Annotated in this window: 20 protein-coding genes; 15 read left to right on the top strand and 5 right to left on the bottom strand. The window is 47.4% G+C overall.

Translation table 11 applies throughout. The features are described from left to right. Nucleotides 1-310: 310 nt before the first annotated feature. From HNQ56_RS20620 to rpmB, 7 genes are all read left to right on the top strand, one after another. Nucleotides 311-1,246, top strand: a complete 936-nt coding sequence (locus HNQ56_RS20620) for a magnesium transporter CorA family protein (protein WP_429150013.1) — start codon at nucleotides 311-313, stop codon at nucleotides 1,244-1,246. A 46-nt stretch (nucleotides 1,247-1,292) separates the two neighbouring features. Next, nucleotides 1,293-2,138 (top strand): hypothetical protein, encoded by an 846-nt coding sequence (locus HNQ56_RS20615; RefSeq protein WP_429150011.1) that lies wholly within the window; start codon nucleotides 1,293-1,295, stop codon nucleotides 2,136-2,138. Nucleotides 2,139-2,281: 143 nt separating this feature from the next. Beyond that, a complete protein-coding gene (locus tag HNQ56_RS20610; RefSeq protein ID WP_429150009.1) occupies nucleotides 2,282-3,730 on the top strand; it encodes a hypothetical protein in 1,449 nt (482 codons plus the stop codon). Nucleotides 3,731-3,792: 62 nt separating this feature from the next. Further along, entirely contained in the window at nucleotides 3,793-4,101 is a 309-nt protein-coding gene (locus HNQ56_RS20605) for a hypothetical protein (RefSeq protein WP_429150008.1), read from the top strand. Between the two features lie 96 nt (nucleotides 4,102-4,197). Then, nucleotides 4,198-5,352, top strand: a complete 1,155-nt coding sequence (locus HNQ56_RS20600) for a DUF2953 domain-containing protein (RefSeq protein WP_429150007.1) — start codon at nucleotides 4,198-4,200, stop codon at nucleotides 5,350-5,352. Then, nucleotides 5,353-5,760 carry a GerW family sporulation protein gene (locus tag HNQ56_RS20595; RefSeq protein WP_429150006.1) on the top strand — a complete coding sequence of 136 codons (408 nt, stop codon included), beginning with the start codon at nucleotides 5,353-5,355 and terminating at the stop codon, nucleotides 5,758-5,760. A 190-nt stretch (nucleotides 5,761-5,950) separates the two neighbouring features. After that, nucleotides 5,951-6,136, top strand: coding sequence for a 50S ribosomal protein L28 (gene rpmB, locus HNQ56_RS20590; protein ID WP_228353313.1), 186 nt, complete (start codon nucleotides 5,951-5,953; stop codon nucleotides 6,134-6,136). A 40-nt stretch (nucleotides 6,137-6,176) separates the two neighbouring features. Here rpmB and HNQ56_RS20585 read toward each other — a convergent pair whose 3' ends face one another. Further along, complete coding sequence (locus tag HNQ56_RS20585) at nucleotides 6,177-6,314, bottom strand: hypothetical protein (RefSeq protein ID WP_429150004.1); 138 nt, start codon at nucleotides 6,312-6,314, stop codon at nucleotides 6,177-6,179. Between the two features lie 375 nt (nucleotides 6,315-6,689). Here HNQ56_RS20585 and HNQ56_RS20580 point away from each other — a divergent pair, with 375 nt between their 5' ends. The 3 genes from HNQ56_RS20580 (at nucleotide 6,690) to HNQ56_RS20570 (ending at nucleotide 9,533) form a co-directional block, all read left to right on the top strand. Beyond that, complete coding sequence (locus HNQ56_RS20580; protein ID WP_429150003.1) at nucleotides 6,690-7,046, top strand: Asp23/Gls24 family envelope stress response protein; 357 nt, start codon at nucleotides 6,690-6,692, stop codon at nucleotides 7,044-7,046. Nucleotides 7,047-7,097: 51 nt separating this feature from the next. After that, a complete protein-coding gene (locus tag HNQ56_RS20575) occupies nucleotides 7,098-8,792 on the top strand; it encodes a DAK2 domain-containing protein (protein ID WP_429150002.1) in 1,695 nt (564 codons plus the stop codon). A gap of 117 nt (nucleotides 8,793-8,909) precedes the next feature. Continuing rightward, entirely contained in the window at nucleotides 8,910-9,533 is a 624-nt protein-coding gene (locus HNQ56_RS20570; protein ID WP_429150001.1) for a DUF1653 domain-containing protein, read from the top strand. Nucleotides 9,534-9,606: 73 nt separating this feature from the next. Here HNQ56_RS20570 and HNQ56_RS20565 read toward each other — a convergent pair whose 3' ends face one another. The 4 genes from HNQ56_RS20565 to HNQ56_RS20550 all read right to left on the bottom strand — a co-directional run bounded on the left by HNQ56_RS20565 (nucleotide 9,607) and on the right by HNQ56_RS20550 (nucleotide 13,178). Then, nucleotides 9,607-11,193 carry an RNA polymerase sigma factor gene (locus HNQ56_RS20565; RefSeq protein WP_429149999.1) on the bottom strand — a complete coding sequence of 529 codons (1,587 nt, stop codon included), beginning with the start codon at nucleotides 11,191-11,193 and terminating at the stop codon, nucleotides 9,607-9,609. 91 nt (nucleotides 11,194-11,284) lie between these two features. Further along, nucleotides 11,285-12,070, bottom strand: a complete 786-nt coding sequence (locus HNQ56_RS20560; protein ID WP_429149998.1) for a hypothetical protein — start codon at nucleotides 12,068-12,070, stop codon at nucleotides 11,285-11,287. Further along, nucleotides 12,064-12,762, bottom strand: coding sequence for an ABC transporter ATP-binding protein (locus tag HNQ56_RS20555; RefSeq protein WP_429149996.1), 699 nt, complete (start codon nucleotides 12,760-12,762; stop codon nucleotides 12,064-12,066). Before HNQ56_RS20555 ends, HNQ56_RS20560 begins: the two co-directional genes overlap by 7 nt. Before the next feature lie 38 nt (nucleotides 12,763-12,800). Further along, entirely contained in the window at nucleotides 12,801-13,178 is a 378-nt protein-coding gene (locus tag HNQ56_RS20550) for a GntR family transcriptional regulator (RefSeq protein ID WP_429149995.1), read from the bottom strand. A 202-nt stretch (nucleotides 13,179-13,380) separates the two neighbouring features. Here HNQ56_RS20550 and recG point away from each other — a divergent pair, with 202 nt between their 5' ends. The 5 genes from recG to HNQ56_RS20525 all read left to right on the top strand — a co-directional run bounded on the left by recG (nucleotide 13,381) and on the right by HNQ56_RS20525 (nucleotide 20,541). After that, complete coding sequence (recG, locus tag HNQ56_RS20545; protein ID WP_429149994.1) at nucleotides 13,381-15,438, top strand: ATP-dependent DNA helicase RecG; 2,058 nt, start codon at nucleotides 13,381-13,383, stop codon at nucleotides 15,436-15,438. A 116-nt stretch (nucleotides 15,439-15,554) separates the two neighbouring features. Then, on the top strand, nucleotides 15,555-16,568 hold the full coding sequence (locus HNQ56_RS20540) for a glycosyltransferase family 2 protein (RefSeq protein WP_429149992.1): 1,014 nt from the start codon (nucleotides 15,555-15,557) through the stop codon (nucleotides 16,566-16,568). Continuing rightward, entirely contained in the window at nucleotides 16,568-18,649 is a 2,082-nt protein-coding gene (locus tag HNQ56_RS20535) for a hypothetical protein (protein WP_429149991.1), read from the top strand. Before HNQ56_RS20540 ends, HNQ56_RS20535 begins: the two co-directional genes overlap by 1 nt. Nucleotides 18,650-18,697: 48 nt before the next feature. Then, a complete protein-coding gene (glf, locus tag HNQ56_RS20530; RefSeq protein ID WP_429149989.1) occupies nucleotides 18,698-19,786 on the top strand; it encodes a UDP-galactopyranose mutase in 1,089 nt (362 codons plus the stop codon). Between the two features lie 47 nt (nucleotides 19,787-19,833). Continuing rightward, a complete protein-coding gene (locus HNQ56_RS20525) occupies nucleotides 19,834-20,541 on the top strand; it encodes a glycosyltransferase family 2 protein (protein ID WP_429149988.1) in 708 nt (235 codons plus the stop codon). Nucleotides 20,542-20,554 lie beyond the last annotated feature (13 nt).

Here is a 20,554-nt window from a genome sequence, read left to right as displayed (position 1 = left end):
CCGCATCGGCTGAACTTTTACATTTAATTAAATTTTAAGGATTAATAGATTTTCTTTTGTTTGACAAAGATAGCATTAAACCATATAATTGTTTTTGAACCGGTTGGTTCATTTGGATTAAATGAAAAAGGATGTGGTAAGGATGGAAGCCGGCCCCGGTAGTAGTCATCAGGGTAACTGTTTCGACAACATAATAGGGACTGTAACAGGCAGCAGGTTGTAGTATGGTATACGCTGAGGGCGAACTTTCGCCTTGGGATATAGGATGCTTACGATTCACTGCCTGAAGTGCAGTGGAAAGGAGCATAGGATGATTGATATTTTTAGAACAACGGAGGGTGCGTTACAACGGCTGACGGAGATTACCGAGGGCAGCTGGGTTGCCATGACCGCGCCTTCCGCAACAGAGTTAATGGAAATTGCGGAAGCAACAGGAATTGAGGTGGATCACCTCAGAGCGCCTTTGGATGAGGAGGAGCGGGCCAGAATTGAAGTGGAGGATAATTATACCCTGATTTTGGTTGACATTCCCACCCTGGAGAAGAGGAATGATAAGGATCGTTATGTTACGATCCCGTTGGGTATCATTGTAGCCAGTAATTTTCTTGTTACCGTATGTCTGGAGGAGACTCCGATTTTAAAATGCTTCATTGACGGGCGGGTCAGGGATTTTTATACTTATAAGAAGACCCGCTTTATTCTTCAGATCCTGTACCGGAATGCATCTACTTTCCTGCAGCATCTGAGAACCATAGACCGCAAGAGCGAGGAGATTGAGCGCAAGCTGCATATTTCCACTCAGAACCGGGAGCTCATTGAACTGCTGGAGCTGGAGAAGAGTCTGGTGTACTTCACTACGGCGCTGCGTTCCAATGAGGTGGTATTTGAGAAGATGCTGAAGCTGGAGAGCATCAAGCACTACCCCGAGGATGAAGATCTCCTGGAGGACCTGATTATTGAGAATAAGCAGGCCATTGAGATGGCGAATATTTACAGCGGAATTCTGAGCGGAACCATGGATGCGTTTGCATCAATTATTTCCAATAATCAGAATCTGGTGATGAAGTTTCTGGCGGCAGTAACCATTGTTTTGGAGATTCCTACGATGATTGCCAGCTTCTACGGAATGAACTTTACAGATATTCCTGGCAAGGATAATCCCTACGGGTTTTACTTCATCGGGTTGGCAGCGGTAATCCTGGCGGTGATCATTGCTTTGATCTTCCGAAAGAAGAAGGTATTCTAGGTATGACAGAAAGGCACAGGTGTTGCATATGAAGTTTTTGGACAGGTTGGAACGAAGATTTGGGAGGTATGCGATTCCGAATCTGATGATATATGTTGCAGGTTTATTTGCCGTCGGACTGATTCTTGGGGCGGTTCCCAATCCCATGGTCTGGGGGCTGCTGACTCTGGATTTTCCCTCTGTTATGCGGGGACAGGTATGGCGTCTCATCACCTGGATTATTCCCGTTGCATCAGTGGGCGGCATTCTGTTCCTGGTGATTTCGGTTTATTTTTATTATATCATCGGTAATTCCCTGGAGCGGGCCTGGGGAGCGTTTCGTTTTAACCTGTATTTCTTTTCCGGGATCTTTTTCAACATTATTGCATCCTTATTGACTTATCTGATTACCGGGATTAGTATATCGCCCAGCCTCAGTTTTATCTGCGGTACAATGTTTTTTGCCTTTGCGGCAATATATCCTAACACCCAGTTTTTTATGTATTTCCTGATACCGATTAAGGCAAAGTATCTGGCATGGATCCAGGGAGCATTCTATATCTATCAGGCGTTTACTTATATAATCAACGGTAGATTTATATACATTGTTCCGTTGGTGGTATCCTTTGCTAATTTCCTTATCTTTTTTTTCCTGACGAGAAATTATCACAGGCTGTCTCCCGGTGAATATAAGCGCAGGGCTAATTACCGGAGGCAGATGAATGAGGGAAAAAACAGCGGGAATGTCACGCAATTTCACGGGAAGAATGTGATTACCCGGCATAAGTGTGCCATTTGCGGCAGGACGGAATTGGATGGAGACAATCTGGAGTTCCGCTTCTGCTCCAAATGTGACGGGAATTATGAATATTGTATGGATCATCTATTTACCCATGAACACGTTCACAAATGAACAGCCATAAAATAGCAGGCAATGGGATAATATGATGCAGCAGGCATGTTGGCGGATAAAAGGAGCTGTTGCAAACTGACTTCAGTTAGTTGAGCAACAGCTTGTTTTGGATAAATGATAAAAATATAGGATGGTAATGGGATATGAACAAAAAGATGAAAAATATGGTTCAGGAAATTCGGAGCGGGAGACAGCTTGAAGAGAATCTGCCCCAGCTTTTTAGCCACATGGCGGATCAGTATCGAATCTATGGGGCGGTAAGACTGGCAATGCATTATTATGCTTTTTATGAGGCATATGCGGAGGAGAGGACAGAGAGCGGAACCTACAGTATAAGCTTCGCAAGTCCCATGACAGTCAAAATCAATGAGATCATAAGGAAGGGCGTTCTCTCAGGCTGCACCGGAGAAGAGAGGGAGAAAGCAGTTGCTGAGATAGATTCCCTTCGTAATGACATCTTCAAGCGGATGAATATTCTGACCGTGTATGCAGACATCTTTCAGATATATGAATATGTGCTGAACCGTCTGGAATACCGGTTTAGAGAGGGATGGGAACCGATCGATGAAGAGGAATTTGCCAGGGAGATCCTGCAGTATATCTTTGCAGAGGAAGACAATCTGGTGATTAATGAGAATATCCGGGAGATTGTCGGACAGCTGCCGGTCCGTATCACCAGACAGAAGTATTTTGATCTGCTGGAGGACAGCCTGAAAGCATATCTGGGAGGGGAGGCGTCTTCTTTGCAGACCTTCCTTTACATGCTTCGCACCTCTGCCATGCTGTATCATGAGGAGGGCATGGAAGAGCTCTATCCGGAGCTGGCCGGCCAGAGAGAGCAGATGGCGGCTTTTGATTATAAGAATATCACGAAGGAAGCCTATGACCAGGCATCGGATCTGCTGCAGACAGCGACCCGGAGGATTGGGGAGGAAGCGGATATTTATTTTAGCTTACAGGAGATTGTCAATGAGGTATATGTAATGCTTCTATGCACGGCTTATGCAGGCATGGGGGACAGCGCTCATGAGGGAGCCGCAGCAACGGCGGCGGACATTATCCGCGAGATTAATATATGCTTCGATCAGCCGGAAGTACCAAATCTGCCGGTTGGGCTGCTGGACAGGTTTTTGGAGCTGGAGGGAGTACAGGAGGATTTGTCTTATGAGCTTACCTCCCTGGAAGATATTCTCTATGAGGCGGGACATTCCCGGAAGGCATTGGTACAGGGCATGATGCTGGAACAGCTGCTGCAGGTGTTGCTCCGTTCCCAAAGGCTGCTATCCAACAGCCTTTTTGCTGAGCTGGATGAAGCCTCTGGGGAAGACATTGTGGATGAGGAGCTTTTAGAGAGGGAAACAAAGACCCTGCTTCAGGAAATGAGCGAGCTGCTGGCCGGTCAGGATAGGATGGTCAGCCGGGCGGTGATGGCCAATACCATGAATAAGCTGCCGGTATTCTTCCGGGATCATAAGGAAGTAATGGAATATGTTCGTTACAGTATAGAGCGCTGCTCGGATCAGTATGAAAAAGCCGCCTGTCATGAAATTATTCACGGGCTGTTTGCAGTTTCTGAAATTATGTCGGAATAGGACTGTATTATTGATGGTAATCTGTGGTATACTTAGATGTGCCATTAGGGGGTCATTGGTTTATGATTTTGTGGAATGAGAGTCTTTATGTCGGAAATAAAATAAAGAGAAGAAAAAACAGAGTGATAGCCTCCATGAATAACAGGGAAGCTGTTTTTGGCGTGTACTGTATTGCTTTTGCCTCAAATCCCAATAACCTGTTTGATATCTATGAGGCCAATGAATTGTTATTCCCCTGCTATCAAAGATCTGAGATCCGAATAGCGGGACTGGCAGGCGGAAAGCAGGAAGCGGTTGAACTGGCTCATGATATGCTGATGGAGGTATATCGGAAGACAGGAAAGTTTGATGTCCGGATTTATTTTACATAAGATGTCCTGACCGGGGCTTTGGCTTGCGGGAAGGATCATATTCATGAATGATGGGTGGTTGATTAAATAGGAATGCTTCATATTATATGGATTCTGTTGAAAATAATCGGTATATTATTGCTCTCGATCCTGGGGCTGTTCCTTTTGCTGGTTACGGTGACCTTGCTGGTGCCGGTTCGGTACCGGGCGGAAGTCAGACATGGTGAGGGTTTATTCTTTCTGAAGGGAAGAGTGAACTGGCTTTTTCATATTCTTCATGTCAATATATCCCATATCGAGGGAGTTTGGCATATCCGGGCCAGGATCTTCGGCTATGTGCTCTTCGACAATCTCAGGCCCAGGAAACCCGGACGGCCGGAGGGCAAGGACAAGTCGGGGAAAGCAAAGAGACGAAAAAGGGAAGCAGCGGGGAAGAGAGCGGCAGAGCAGAAGGAAGCAGCCAGAGATACGGATACGCTTCAGGATGTCGGAGAAGAGATAAGCGAAAGCAGGACTGAGCCGATGATCTCAGAGCAAAAGATCCGGGATCAGAAGACGGAGGGCATCGGGCGGCCGGAGGAGACCGGAACGGTGCAGCCGATGAAGAGGGCGGAAGAAACCGGGAAGGCAAAGTATTCGGAGGAGGCGGAAGCTGCGGATAAAACAGAACCTATGGATAACGAGGAACCGATCGGTAAGGAAGACCCCATGGGAGAAGCCGGGGATGATGAAGCTTCGGAAGCGGAAGAGAATCCGGAATATGGCGGCAAAGCGAAGAAACAGCCGCTGTTTCGGAGAATCGCGGACAAGCTTCGCGGCATCTATAGGAAAATTGCCGCGATGCTGCGTCAATGGAAGGAAAAGATACTCGGCCTGTTTGCAACGATATCCTCTGCCAGGGATAAAGGAAGGCTGATCATGGATTTTATCAGAAATGAGAGAAACCGCGAGGGTTTTCAAGTTACCTGGGGCAGTCTGAAAAAAGCACTTAAGCACATTATGCCAAGGAAATTAAGATCAAAGCTGGTGTTTGGTACAGGAGATCCTTGCTCTACAGGACAGGCTTTGGGCGCGATGAGTATTCTATACAGCTTTTACGGAGACAGAATTCAGATTACGCCTGATTTTGAAAACAGCAGGCTGGAAGGCGAGCATTTTGCCAGCGGAAGAATAAGATTGGTCACAATTCTAATAATACTAATTAGATTGTTATTTAATAAAGGCTTTAAGAAACTGAAAGGGAATTTTAATATTTTGAAGGAGGCGTTATAAATGGCGGATAATAATTTTAATTCAACCGTGGAATCTCTGTTCAAAGGCATGGACAGCTTTTTAACTACGAAGACGGTGGTTGGTGATGCGGTAAAATTTGACGACGGAACAATTATATTACCATTAGTTGAAGTAAGCTTCGGTGTTGCGGCGGGTGCGTTTGCAGGGGATAAGAAAAACAATGCAGGCGGCGGTATGGGCGGCAAGATCACCCCCAGCTCCCTCCTGGTGATCCAGAACGGCGCCTCCAAGGTAGTGAACATCAAGGATCAGGACAGCGTATCCAAGATCATCGACATGGTCCCCGACGTGATCAACAAATTCACCAAGGGCAAGAAGAAGGATGAGATGGACGAGCGTGTAGCTGACGTAATGAAGAAACAGACAGAAGCTACCGTGAAAGAATGAGCTAAGTCAGCAGATGTTTAGTAGATACTTAGTCGTTGTGCAGGGAAAATTCCGGGTACCGTCCGGATGGCACACGGAATTCTGTTACACTCGTTTTGAAAATTTTTCTTGCATTATATCTTATATTCTGATAGAATGAATGTGTTTGTAAGGTCAGTTGGACCTATATTAAACAAAGGAGGTGCTTTCGATGGCAAAATGTTCAATATGTGATAAAGGTGCTCACTTTGGAATCGCTGTGAGTCATTCTCATAGAAGATCTAATAAGATGTGGAAATCTAATGTGAAATCTGTTAAGGTTAACGTCAATGGTGCAGCAAGAAAAATGTATGTTTGTACTTCCTGTCTTAGATCCGGAAAAGTAGAACGCGCATAAGGAAAGGATGGGTGTCAGGGGATCTTGACACCCTCTTTTTTTAGTTACAGAATAGGTTATAGCCTAAGAGCAGTAATAAAATAATAATACATATTGCCAGGATTCCATTGGTAATGAAGAGCATGATTGTCATTCCGATGGCGATCCAGAACAGGATGAACCCGAACATTCGCTTCATGATAACCTCCAGCATACCGCCAATTACGGTGTATATATATCTAATATTATGCTGGAACGCTGCGGGTTATCTCAATTATGATAAAAACCGCCGGGCAATTTCAGAAAGTCGGTGCAGGAAGAGCAAAAATCCGGCAAAAGAAATTTGGCGTTAGAAGAATAGATGGAAAATGATATGGATACCGGAATAAATGGTTATACTATGAAAAAATATAGTAAGCTGTACTTTTCAAATGCTGGTTTTGCAGTTATAATATCATTATAAAAAGCAATGGAAACAGCATAATCCCCAAAAGGCTATGCGGCATGCACAAGCCTTGCAGGAGGCATGTGCCGGAACCCGGATGCAGGGTATTCCGGTAGAATGGAGGTTGGTATGAAAGGATATATGACGACACAGAACGGTGAAATATCAATTGATAACGACGTATTGGCAAAATATGCCGGAGCCTCAGCCGTGGAGTGCTTTGGTGTGGTCGGAATGGCCTCCGTCAACATGAAAGACGGAATTGTTAAGCTTCTGAAAAGGGATAATTTGAGCCATGGCGTGAATGTTACTTTAGAGGACAATGTGATAACCATTGATCTGCATATTATCGTTTCCTATGGTGTAAGCATCTTTGCGGTAGCTGATAATCTCATCAGCAATGTGAGATATAATGTTGAAGAATTCTCAGGACTTGAGGTAAAGAAGATAAATATTTACGTTGAAGGAGTCAGAGTAATTGACTGATTTTGATCTGTGATCAATCTTGAGAAGCAACGTTTAAGGAGGAAGAAACCAGTGGTCATTAAGACGATAGATGCGACAACTCTGAAGAAGATGTTTCTTGCCGGAGCCGCAAGCATTGAAGCAAAGAAAGAGATAATTAATGAATTGAATGTATTTCCGGTACCCGATGGAGATACGGGTACGAATATGACATTGACGATCATGTCAGCGGTAAAGGAAGTGAATGCACTTTCGAATCCGACAATTGAAGGGTTGGCAAAGGCGATATCGGGCGGTTCCCTGCGGGGAGCCAGGGGCAATTCTGGTGTTATCTTATCCCAGCTGTTTCGTGGCTTTACAAAGGAGATTAAGGATTGTAAGGAAATCAATGTCACCATCATGACCAATGCGCTTCAGAAAGCGGTGGAGACGGCTTATCGTGCCGTTATGAAGCCGAAGGAAGGGACTATTCTGACTGTGGCAAGAGGCGCGGCAGAGAAGGCTGCTGAATTGGTAGCCGAGACGGATGATCTGGTGGTGTTTGGCCGTGAGATAATAGATCATATGGAAATCGTCCTGAAGAATACCCCTGAGCTGCTTCCGGTATTGAAGGAGGCAGGCGTGGTGGATTCCGGCGGACAGGGCCTGCTTGAGATTGTCAAGGGCGCTTATGACGCGTTCCTGGGCAAGGAAATCTCCCTGGAAATGTCCTTTACAGGCACCGCCTCCGGTGAGACGGCTTCCGGAGTGACAAGGGAGCGAATTTCTACAGACGATATTAAATATGGATATTGTACGGAATTTATTATTATGTTGGATAAGAGCCGGGAAAGCGCTTCCAAGGAATATACCATGGCGGAGGAGGATGAATTCAAGGCTTATCTGGAATCCATCGGAGATTCCCTTGTGCTTGTATCGGATGAAGAGGTGGTTAAGGTACATGTACATACCAATGACCCCGGACTGGCAATTCAGAGGGCGTTGACGTATGGTTCCTTGACCAATATGAAGATTGACAATATGCGGGAAGAGCATAATGAACGGGTAATTGTGAATGCCGAAAAGGCGGCACAGGAGCCTAAGAAGGCAGTGCCGCAGAAGCCCAGGAAGAAGGCGGGATTTATCGCCGTATCCATGGGTGACGGCCTGGACGAGGTCTTTACCGGTTTGGGTGTGGATTATATTATTAAGGGCGGGCAGACCATGAATCCCAGCACGGAAGATATGCTCGACGCCATTGGAGAGGTAAATGCAGATAATATCTTTATTCTTCCCAATAACAGCAATATCATTCTTGCGGCGGAGCAGGCAAAGCATCTGACCGAGGATAAGAATGTTTATGTAATTCCCTCTAAGACAGTGCCCCAGGGCATTACCGCAGTCATTAATTTTGTCTATGACAAGGCTCCGGAGGAGAATGCCGAGAGAATGACGGAAGAGATGAAGAAGGTGAAGTCCGGTCAGGTTACCTATGCCGTCCGGGATACCAGCATCGACGGTAAGGAGATCAAACAGGGCAATATCATGGGTATTGGTGATAAGACAATTATGGCGGTTGGTACCGGCATCAACTCAACCACTCTGGAGCTGATTATGTGTCTGACAGACGAGGATTCGGAGCTCATCAGTCTGTACTACGGAGAAGAGATCAGTGAAGAGGATGCTAATAAGCTGGGAGAAGAAGTAGCGGAGCTTTATCCGAATCTGGATGTCGAGGTTCACTACGGCGGACAACCGATTTATTATTATGTATTATCCGTTGAATAGAACAGAATAGAATAGGCATTACGTAAGAGAAATGCTTCAACTTAGTGGTTCGCAGGAATGCTGAACCACTTTTTGATACAGAATATCGGGGTAATAAGCAGCGGGAGGAATGAGAATATGGATATGGACAGAATACCAAGACCGGGGCAGATTTATAAGCATTTTAAGGACAGGCTCTATCAGATTATAACGGTGGCAAGCCATACGGATACACAGGAGAGAATGGTGGTATATCAGGCTTTATACGGAGATTATAAAGCATACATCCGGCCGCTGGAGAATTTTCTCAGTGAAGTGGATCATGAAAAATATCCTCTGGTAACTCAGAAATACCGTTTTGAGCTCTGCGCGGATCTGGGAGCGGCGATTGGAAATGAGTCCGAAGGAAGTGAGGCAGCTGATTCCTATAGCAAGTCTGGTGAGATGGGTAGAACTAGTGAGAGGAACAGCATAAGTGCTTCCGATAGTAATGCAGGAACATATACGGCTGAACCGGAAGCAGGGATGGAATCAGCCGATCAGATCAATGTGGTTCTGCTGCAATTTTTGGATGCAGACTCTTATTATAAAAAGCTGGAGGTTGTCACTTCAAACCGGAAGCATTTAAATGACAGGCTAATTAATGATATGGCAGTTGCCTTGGACTGTATGATTGAAGAAGGCCCCCTTGACCAGAGAATTCAAGGCTTGCTCCAATGCTTGGAAGCAATGTGCCGTTTTGAAAATAAAAGGCTGAGATAACTATAACGAAAGGAAGAGAAGATATGCTCCCCGTCAGGTGAATAACTGGAAAGGGAGCATATCATTTTTTAGCTTATGGATTGATGCATGGGCCTTCTACATAAAAGACCCCATTTGTCAGCGGTTTTTCACGATCCGGCTTTTCCAGAATACCTCTTGCAATCAGTTCCTCGGTCACATATCCTGTAATGGAATGAACAAAGCAGGAGACCCACTGGTTGATCTGACGTTCAAGACGCTTTGGAACGAAGGATTGGAAATACTCCCTGATGTTCAATATCAGGTTAGTGAGCAGTTTTTCAATCCGTTTATCCTCCAGCCGGAATAATCCGGAGAACTCGGAGAACTGATCCTGAGTGAAACAGGCAAAGTTCAACTGATAGCCTGTTGTGTCTTTACGGATCAGATTCCTCTGCAGGAGACGGACAATATCATCCTCGGACAGGGAACCCTCCGGGATAATGCCGTTCGTGCTTTTCTGCGGGATCCGGTTTGCGGACAGCCACCGTGTGCCGCCATTGTGGTAGATGCTGCTGCAGAAGTATTTGAAGATATGATAATAGTAGATAATACTGCTCTCCTCGTCCGTACTGTTACAGCCGGAATTGTATTCCCCGCCCTGATCGTTCTCATCCTTTGCTTCCTCTATCAGAAACCATCCGTAGCCGCCGTCTTTTCTCGGGGGATAAGGGCCTTGGGCGAGTCCGGGCAGTTCATCCATAATGTTTCGGATTGCTGCGCGCAGAACAAGAGGAAGCGCGATATAACCCAGGCGGGCCATTCCGAAATGGTGGCCATAAAAGTGCATGGCTGTGACCTTGCGGGAGCGTTCTGTAAATTGCTTCTCAAAGTAATCTGCAATATCGCTGATCAGCGGTGCAAATTGCTTCTCCATCTGCTCTTTGTCTTTTAGACGAAGTATGATGAAATTGGCTGCGTACTTACTTCCGATCTGCTCTATTGCATCGCCGTAGAGCAGATGCGGCAGGGCATCCTCGATGTACATGGTGGGAAGTCCGGTTTTTAAGCTGATCTCCTCAATGGTAAGAGGCTTCTCGTAGGCCGTCTCGCATATTGCGCGGGCCACCTGGCCGGAAAGATAGGCTCCGGTATTCAATGCGCCGTTGCAGGTGGTGGTTTGCCAGTTAATGTGTTTGTAGATCTTGTCCATCTTATGGTCTCCTATCCGCTTCTTGATTTTGCGGCGGCTTATATTAAGCCGCCATTTGATTGTTGTCTCCGGCAGAGAATACTTTTTGGAGAGATCCCTGATCGGCAGTTCCCCGATGTAGTAATCTACCAGAAGGTTCTTATACTGGGAGGAGAGGGTGTGAAGATACCGGAAAACGGTCTCGTATTCATCGGTGACAGTCAGGCGGTCAACAAAGTCATAATCATCCGCCAGGTCAAACAACGCATCTTCAGAGTAGAATTCAGCACGGACATGCTTTGCTTCGCAGTAGCGTGCGTATCTGTTGTGAGCAATGCGCCATACCCAGGCATCGAATGACTGAATCTCGTATTTCCCTGCCCCGTCGAGGACGTGAAGTATGATTTCGCTGGCAAGATCCTCTGCATCGTGCCGGTTGCTCACCCGCTTCAGGCAGAAACGGAAAACCGGCTCGATAAATTTCAAGATCTCATTTTCCAATGGCTTCACTCTAACCCTCCTCTCTGCAATCATGATTACACTTATTAAGTGCCGGAAAAGAAAAACGGATAGGTGATTTTAAAAAATAATGTATGCTTCTTTACTCCAGATTAAGTTTTTTCTTCAAAATAAAATGGGTAACCGCGTAGAACAGGGCACCGCTTACCAGGTTGTATATAAAAGTCAGGGGCAGAACAGTCGTCACAACACTGCTGACATCTGCAATGATACTGGGGAACAGAGTTCCAAACATTACAGCGATGACAGAAACTATGGTCTGCAGGACGGTGCTGATACCGACATAAGCGGCGACAGAGCCCAGCAGCTTGTGTCCGTTGGACAGCTGGCCGATGGCAATGGAGGTATAAATCATTAAGAGAGAGTTGATCATCTGCAAAATGACCGATATAATAAGCTCTGTAAAAAATAAGGTTATCTGGCCGGAACTCAAGTATTGACCCAGTGAGAGCAGGATCGAATCCCAGAGGGAACCCAAAAGCCCAATCCGATCCAGAGAAAAGAAAACAATGGATACGGAAGCTATTGTTGCCAGGAAACTGAGAAGAGTCCATATGCTGGCGGCAATTAGCTTGGAGGTAATCAGCTGGCTGGTCTTTACCGGAAGGGTGAACATCAGATACCCTTCATCCAGCATCAGATTCCTGTAAAAACGAAGGACTACAATGACGAAGGATACAGCCACAACCGCAATGATGGATATGACATAGGTAAAGATTAGAAAATTGCTGATAATATTCATTATCTTTTCCCCGCGAAGGCTGAATGTGATTCGGTTCATAAGGGTGAGTACGGCAAGAACCAGATAAAGTGGCAGTATGATCCGTCCGCTTGCCTTGAATTCATGTTTTAATAATTTTCCTAGCATTTGAACACCTCCCGGAATAATGTATCAATGGATTTGCCTTCCTTAAGCCGAATCTCGTCTACGGAAGCCTGAAGCGTGATATTGCCGTTTTGAAGGAATACAACCTCGTCCAGAACCCTTTCGATATCAGCGATCAGATGAGTTGAGATCAACACGGTTGCGTTCTCGTTATAGTTTGAAATAATGGTATTCAGGATGTAATCCCTGGCAGCAGGGTCTACGCCGCCGATGGGTTCGTCCAGGCAGTACAGATCTGCATTGCGGCTCATAACCAGAATCAGCTGAACCTTTTCCTTAGTTCCCTTGGAAAGGGCCTTCATCCTCTGGCGGGGGTCCAGATGCAGGCGGTCCAGCATCTCATAGGCTCTCTTCTCGTCAAAATCCGAATAAAAGTCCTTATAGAAATCGATGGCTTCTGAAACCCGCATCCAGTCGGGAAGAAAAGCCCGCTCAGGCAGGTAGGATACTACCTTCTTCGTCTCCGGGCCCGGCATATTGCCATTGATCAGGAGAGTTCCCGCACTGGGTACCAGCAGGCCGTTGATTAATTTGATTAATGTTGTTTTTCCGCTTCCGTTGGGGCCCAGAAGCCCTACGATGCGCCCCCGTTCCAGGCTGAAATTGACATTGGCGAGAGCGGTGTGGGCGGAATACTTTTTAGTAAGTGATTTACATTCTAATAATGCACTCATGATTTACCTCCATCCTATTATTGGCATATTCTAAATGACTAGCTTCCTTCCTGTTCTGTTTTAATGATCTCCATAATCAGAGCCAGCGTTTCCTGGGGTGTGAAGCCATGCTGTTTCATCCGTTCCAGGAACTCCAGAATCCGCTCCCTGGCGGATTGTCCCCTCAGGCTGTTAATCATTGCTTCATCCGAGGTGATAAACCTTCCGGCGGTCCGGTTGGTATAAATCAATCCGGTGCGTTCCAGCTCTGACAGGGCCTTCTGCATCGTATTGGGATTCACAGCGGCTTCTGCCGCCATATCCCTGACGGAGGGCAATTTATCCCCAGGCTTAAAATTACCGGATATTATTCCTGCCTGTATCTGCTCGATCAGCTGAATATACACAGGTCGTTCTGAATCAAGTTCCCATTGCATCATTACAACTCCTTTCCCTTGCATTTAATGTGTTTATTCTATCGGAATTCCTTTTGTTGTACCACTGTATTAAGTGATTAATACAATAATACAACATGTGAAATAAATTGTCAATCCCCCGTCGTAACAAATTTTTCATATTTTTTTCCTTTTCCATTCCAGGTTTATCGTTTATAATGGAAACAATGAAAGTGGACATGATATGACGGCAGGAGGTGAAGCATTGGAAGCCAATGACAGTGTTAAAGTAATTAAGGGAATCGGAGAGAAGACGGAGCAGCTGTTTCGCAAGCTGGGAATCGAAACAGTACAGCAGCTTCTGGAATATTACCCCAGAGCTTATGAAGAGTTTGAGAAACCGGTGATGATCACCTCCGCTGCGGAGGGGGAGCTGCTGGCGATTGAAGCTTCCCTTGTTAAGACGCCGGTGATCAAGCGGGTCAGAAATCTTCAGATTGTCACCGCGTCGGTCAAGGATTCCTCCGGTACCATGCATCTTACCTGGTTTAACATGCCCTTTCTGCAGAGAACGCTGCGCGGCGGATATTATTATATCTTCCGGGGCAAGGTGATTCGCAAGAACGGTGTTCTGGTTATGGAACAGCCGGGGATCTACCAGAGAGAGGATTATTACAGGCTGCTGAAGGTGCTGCAGCCTGTCTACCCCCTTACCCAGGGAGTGACCAATGCCGCGATTTCTAAGGCGGTGAAGCAGGTATTCTCGGAGCTGGAGCTGGCGAAGGATTATATCCCAAGGCGGCTGGCGAAGGAGTACCAGCTGATGGATCGGACCAAAGCAATAAAGGAGGTACACTTCCCCGGAGACAGGGAACGGATGAGCAAGGCCAGGCAGCGGCTGGTCTTTGATGAATTCTTTCTGTATTCCCTGGCCCTTCGTAAGCTGAAGGAGAGGAAGACCCAGCTTCTTTCCCAATACCGGATGGAGGAGCGGCCGGAATGCGACGCGCTGATAAAAGGTCTTCCCTATGCTCTTACCGAGGCGCAGCTGCGGGTATGGCAGGAGATCCGCAGGGATCTTCAAGGGGAGTATGTGATGAATCGGCTGATCCAGGGGGATGTGGGCTCCGGTAAGACGGTGCTGGCCATTCTCGCTCTGGTTATGGCGGTGAAGAACGGTTGTCAGGCCTGTTTCATGGTGCCTACGGAGGTGCTGGCAAAGCAGCACTACAAGTCCATGGAGCAGTTTGCAAAGGATTTTGGCTTTACTGTCAGCCTGCTGGTGGGCTCTATGACAGCGAAGGAAAAAAGGGTGGCTTATGAAGGGATTAAATCCCATAAAACGGATATAATAATAGGTACCCATGCACTCATTCAGGAGAAGGTGGAATATGACCGGCTGGGGCTGGTGGTTACGGATGAACAGCACCGTTTCGGCGTAAAGCAGAGAGAGGCGCTGATGAATAAGGGAGGGAATCCCCATGTTCTTGTAATGAGCGCGACTCCCATTCCAAGAACTCTGGCTATTATATTGTACGGTGATCTGGATATCTCCATTGTGGATCAGCTTCCGGCCAGGCGTCTGCCTATTAAGAACTGCGTGGTGGATACCAATTACAGGCCCAGCGCCTACCGCTTTATTGCCAAACAGGTGGCGGAAGGAAGACAGGCTTACGTCATCTGTCCCATGGTGGAAGAGAGCGAGGATATTGAAGCGGAGAATGTGATTGATTATACCCAGCGTATGCAGGAGGCGCTTCCCCCGGACATTACGGTGGAATTTCTTCATGGCAGGATGAAGCCGAAGGATAAGGATGAGATCATGGAGCGCTTTGCCGACGGCGGGATTCAGGTTCTGGTATCCACTACGGTGGTGGAGGTAGGAGTGAATGTGCCCAATGCCACGGTAATGATGGTAGAGAACGCGGAACGCTTCGGACTGGCCCAGCTGCATCAGCTGCGGGGCCGGGTAGGGCGGGGAGAGCATCAGTCCTATTGCATCTTTGTCTGCGGCAGCAGCAGTAAGGAGGCCTGGGAGAGGCTTGAGATTTTAAATAAATCCAATGACGGCTTCTTCATTGCCGGCGAGGATCTGAAGCTGCGGGGGCCAGGGGATGTCTTTGGCATCAGACAGAGCGGGGATATGGATTTTAAACTGGGTGATATTTATAATGATTCCGGGACGCTGAAGGCGGCGTCAGATGCGGTGAAAAGTCTGGAGGATAAGGAAGTGGATCAGATCTTTGACCTGAATCCCTATCTGGAGGAGCATATTTTGAACCGGAATTCTAATACATTGTAATACGGGAAGGTGTGGGCTGTCTTGCATATTCCCAGGCGGCAGAACAAGGGAGGGTGTGAAGGGAAGAATTCGCATTGTCCGGCGCCGCCGGGGGACAGCAAACGGGAGGTGAGGATATGGAAAGAACGGAAATAGATATGAGTCAGGAACGGACGACGAGTTCAACGCTTTCTGTAGTAATACCGGTGTATCAGGAGGGCAGCCATATCAGAAGCTCTGTCAGAACCATTGAAGAGGTGCTGATGGCGAATCAGATCAACTATGAGTTTGTGCTGGTGGATGATGGATCCCGGGATAATACCTGGGCGGAATTGAGGGATATGGCAAAACAAAATGAACATATCAGTGTGCTGCGCCTCAGCCGGAATTTTGGCAAGGAAGCCGCACTCTGCGCAGGGCTGGAGTTTGCCGGAGGGGATATGATCCTGGTGATGGACAGCGACCTTCAGCATCCTCCGGGGCTGATCCCAGAGATGGTAAGAAGCTGGCGGGAGGAAGGGTATGATGTGGTGGAAGGGATTAAGAGCTCCAGGGGAAGGGAGAATATCCTCTACCGGCTCTGTGCCAGGTTTTTCTATTATATTATCTACAAGACGGCAAATATTGATTTGGGTCAGGCCTCTGATTTTAAATTGCTGGACCGTAAGGTGGTGGAGGCATGGAAGGAGATGCCGGAGAGAGCTACCTTCTTCCGGGGAATGTCTGCCTGGCTGGGCTTTGAGCGTAAGCAGATCAGCTTTGATGTGGCTGACAGGGTGAACGGGAAGACAAAGTGGTCCCTGTTCCGGCTGCTTAGGCTGGCGGTGAATGCCATTACCTCGTATACTTCTATGCCCCTTCATTGCATTACCCTGCTGGGCGTGCTTTTGTTCTTCGGAGCAATTGTTCTTGGAATACAGACGCTGTACATGTATTTCTCCCATCAGGCGCTGAGCGGCTTTACTACGGTGATTTTGCTGCAGCTCATTATTGGAAGCTCCATTATGATCAGCTTGGGCATGATCGGGATCTATTTAACCAAGATATATAAGGAAGTGAAATCCCGTCCGAGATACCTGGTCTCCAGCTGCATCCGCGGGAAACAAATCACGTCGACCGTGCAGGAAGATAAAACATCGGGGAGGTCATAATGTTAGGTATCATATATATCCTGCTCTCCTTCAGTCTGGGGTGGGCAGTCTGTACTTGTGCGTTTCCCGGTCTGGAACACAGGGTGGAAACCGATTATATGGGAAGAAAGGTGGCGGTCAGTCCGTATCTCCTGTTATTGCCGGCATGGTATATAACCGGAACCCTGGCTCTGACCTGGACAACCTATGGATTGGCCTACCTGTTCCGGGGAAGGGAAGAGCCTTTGCTGTATGCCAACAGTATCGCTCTGCCTTTGGCCCTGCTGGCAACGGCCTATGTGTATCTTCGCAAGAAACGCCTTGCGGGAGGACTGGGCCTGACGGCTCAGGGGACGGGCGGGAAAGCCTTTCGTCTGGAATTGCTTTATGTGGCGGCGGTGGTACTTCTGGCTAATCTTCTGATGTGGGTTACCTTTTTTGTGAAGGGGGAGCAGCTCTATGTGGGCTTATCGGTATTCAGTGATTTCTCTCCTCATATAGGGATGATACGGTCCTTCTCCTATGGAAATAATTTTCCTACTGCCTACCCCCATTATGGCGGAGAGGATATCAAATATCATTTTATGTTCCAGTTTCTGGCCGGAAACCTGGAATATCTGGGGCTTAGAATCGATTATGCTTTTAATCTCCCCAGTATTATCAGTTTTATCAGTGCTTTTTTCCTGCTCTATCTGCTGGCGGTGAAGATCACAGGCAGATTGTGGGGAGGAGTTCTGGCCGGATTATTCTTTGCCTTTCGCAGCTCCAAGACATTGTTTCTCTACCTGGCGGATGTGGCCCAGGGAACGGGAATTCGTGAAGCGCTGTCAGAGAATACGGAGTTTATCAGCAGTACTCCCAATGAGAACTGGGGACTGTGGAATCTGAATGTATATTGTAATCAGCGTCATTTGGCTTTTGGCCTGGCAGCAATATTTTTGATTTTGCTGCTATTTCTGCCGCACCTCTATGAGACGTTCCAGGGGCTTTGGGAGGATGGAAGGGATGGAGCTAAGAAAACAAAGGGCAGAAGAGCGGCGAAGCGTTCCGATTCTCCCCGGAGTATCATAAAGCGGATTTTCTTTACCCGGGAAAGCTGGGAGGTTGGGGAGGTGCGGACTCCGATTGCCTCCGGACTTCTGCTGGGAAGCCTCTCCTTTTTCCATGGGGCGGCGGTAATTGCTCTGTTATCTATCTTATTTATAATGGCGGTTGTTTCCCGGAGACGGCTGGAATATCTGATTACCGCTTTGCTGGCAGTTGCATTGTCCTTCCTTCAGACGAAGCTGTTCATTCACGGATCTGCGGTAGAGACGCAGTTTCTGTTTGGCTTTATTGCCGAGAATAAGACGATTTTCGGTGTGTTGTCCTATCTGGACCGGCTGCTGGGGATTCTGCCCTGGGTGCTGCTGGCGGCCCTGTGTTTGGAGAGAGGAGCCAACCGGTATCTTCTTGCGGCCTTTGCCGCGCCTCTGGTGTTTGCCTTTACGGTCTCCCTGACAGTGGATGTTACGGTGAACCACAAATATATTATGATCAGCTGCATCTTGCTGGGGATTCTTGCTGCTGCGGTGGTGATAAAGCTGATGGAACGGAAGGAATTCTTCTGCGGTGCTGTGGGTGCGGTGTTGATCCTGCTGCTGACAGGGACGGGTATTTATGATCTTACGGTTGTTTTGAAGAAGAATACGCCGGAAACGGCAATTGTACTTGATTTGAATCATGAGCTGACCCGGTGGGTGGAGGCCCACAGTAATTCCCAGGACCTTTTTCTGACCTCCAACTATTCTCTGAACCAGGTGGTTCTGGGCGGTGCGATGCTGTATGAAGGATGGCCGTACTATGCCTGGTCCGCGGGGTATGATACGGATTACCGGGCCGCACAGGTGAAGCTGATGTATGAGGCGGATACGCCTTCTGTACTGAAAGCTTTGGCAGAGGATAATGGGATACGCTTTATCATTGTTGACCGGGATAACCGGAATAGCATGGATTATATTGTAAATGAGGATACGATCCGTGAAACCTATGAATGTGTCTACAGCGAGGGAGAGGGAGAGTGGAGGACTGCAATTTATGATACCAGGAAACCGCTTCGCTAGGACAGTGAATTTGAGAGAAAACAATAAATGAATGGAGGAAAAGGGACTATGAATTATCGATATGTTATCGTGGGGGCCGGTCTGGCCGGCTTGACCATGGCAGAACGGATTGCGGGCGGATTGGGGGAGAAGGTGCTTGTCATTGAGAAGCGCAGCCACATCGGAGGAAATGTATATGATTCTTATAACGAAGACGGAATACTGATTCATAATTATGGACCTCATATCTTCCATACCAATGATAAGGGCGTGTATGACTATCTCTCCCGCTTCACCAGATGGAATGATTTCTGGCACCGGGTACTGGCTTATGTGGACGGAAATCTGGTTCCCATGCCCATTACGGTAGAGACCATTAACAAGCTTTATAATCTTAATCTGGACTGCTCCCAGGTGGAACAGTTCCTGAAGGAGCAGGCGGTAGAACTCCCGGAAATCAGGACAAGCAAGGATGTAGCCCTGAGTAAGGTGGGGCAGGATATTTATGAGAAGATTTTTGAGAGCTATACCAGAAAGCAGTGGGGAGTTGATCCCAGCGAGTTGGACACCTCCGTTATCTCGAGAATACCGATCCGGCTGAACCGGGATACCAGATATTTTGCGGATAAATACCAGGGAATGCCGGCTCATGGCTATACGAAGATGTGTGAGAATATGGCTGCCAATAAGAATATAAAGCTGCTTCTGAATACGGATTACCGTGAAGTGATGGGGGATATTACTTATGAGACACTGATTTATACGGGAGCCACGGATGAATTCTATCAGTACCGGCATGGCAGGCTGTCCTATCGGAGCGTAAACTTCGTGTTTGAGACCTATGATACCGAACGTTATCAGGAAGCCCCGGTTGTCAATTATCCCAATGATTATGACTATACGAGAATTACGGAATATAAGCAGCTGACCTGGCAGCAGCATAAGAAAACCACCATAGGCAAGGAATTCCCCCGTGCGGAGGGAGAGCCCTACTATCCGTTCCCCACAAAGGACTGCAAAGCGCAGTTTGCATTATATGAGGAAGAGATGAAGAAGGAGAAGAATGTTATCTTCCTGGGCAGGCTGGCAGAGTATCGCTATTATAATATGGATGCCGTGGTGAGAAGAGCTTTGGATCTGTATGATACACTGAAATAAGAAGCCTTATGATATGCTGCTGTTCTGCAGCGGAATGGAGGAGCTGGATGGACAAATTATATATTGTAATTCCTGCTTATAATGAGGAAGCGAATATGGAAAGGGTAATCCGGGATTGGTATCCCGTTGTAGATAAGATCGGCAATGGAAGCCGTCTGGTTATCATTGATGACGGCAGCAAGGACAGGACTTACCCTATTCTCAGGAAATTCGGTGAGGAGATGGAGGCGCTGGAGCCCATTACCAAGCCCAACGGCGGACATGGAGCGACGGTGCTCTATGGATACCACTATGCGGTGAATGCCGGTGCGGATTATGTGTTCCAGACAGATTCCGACGGACAGACACTGCCGGAAGAATTCTGGCCCTTTTGGGAACAGAGAAGCTCCTATGACATGCTGATCGGACACCGGAAGGGAAGGCAGGACGGGTTTTCCCGGATCATTGTGACCAAAACCCTGAAATTTGTTCTGTGGCTGTGCTTTCATGTGAGCATTACCGATGCCAATACTCCCTTCCGGCTGATGAAGGCGGGCACCTTAAAGGAGCAGCTGAAGCTGGTGCCGGAGAACTTTAATCTGTCCAATGTTATGATATCCGTGATCTATGCCCGGAAAAGGCTTGCGGTGAAATATATGCCGGTAACCTTCCGCCCCAGACAGGGGGGTGTAAATTCCATCAATATGAAGAAAATTATCCGGATTGGGAGACAGGCGCTCCGGGATTTCCGCAGAATTAATAAGGAACTGAGATAAAGGATGGGCAGGA

Origin of the sequence: Anaerotaenia torta (assembly GCF_050433395.1) — a bacterium.
Taxonomy (GTDB): Bacteria; Bacillota; Clostridia; order Lachnospirales; family Lachnospiraceae; genus Mobilitalea; species Mobilitalea torta.
Note: the sequence above shows the minus strand (reverse complement) of the source record. Positions and strands in the feature narration are given on the sequence as shown.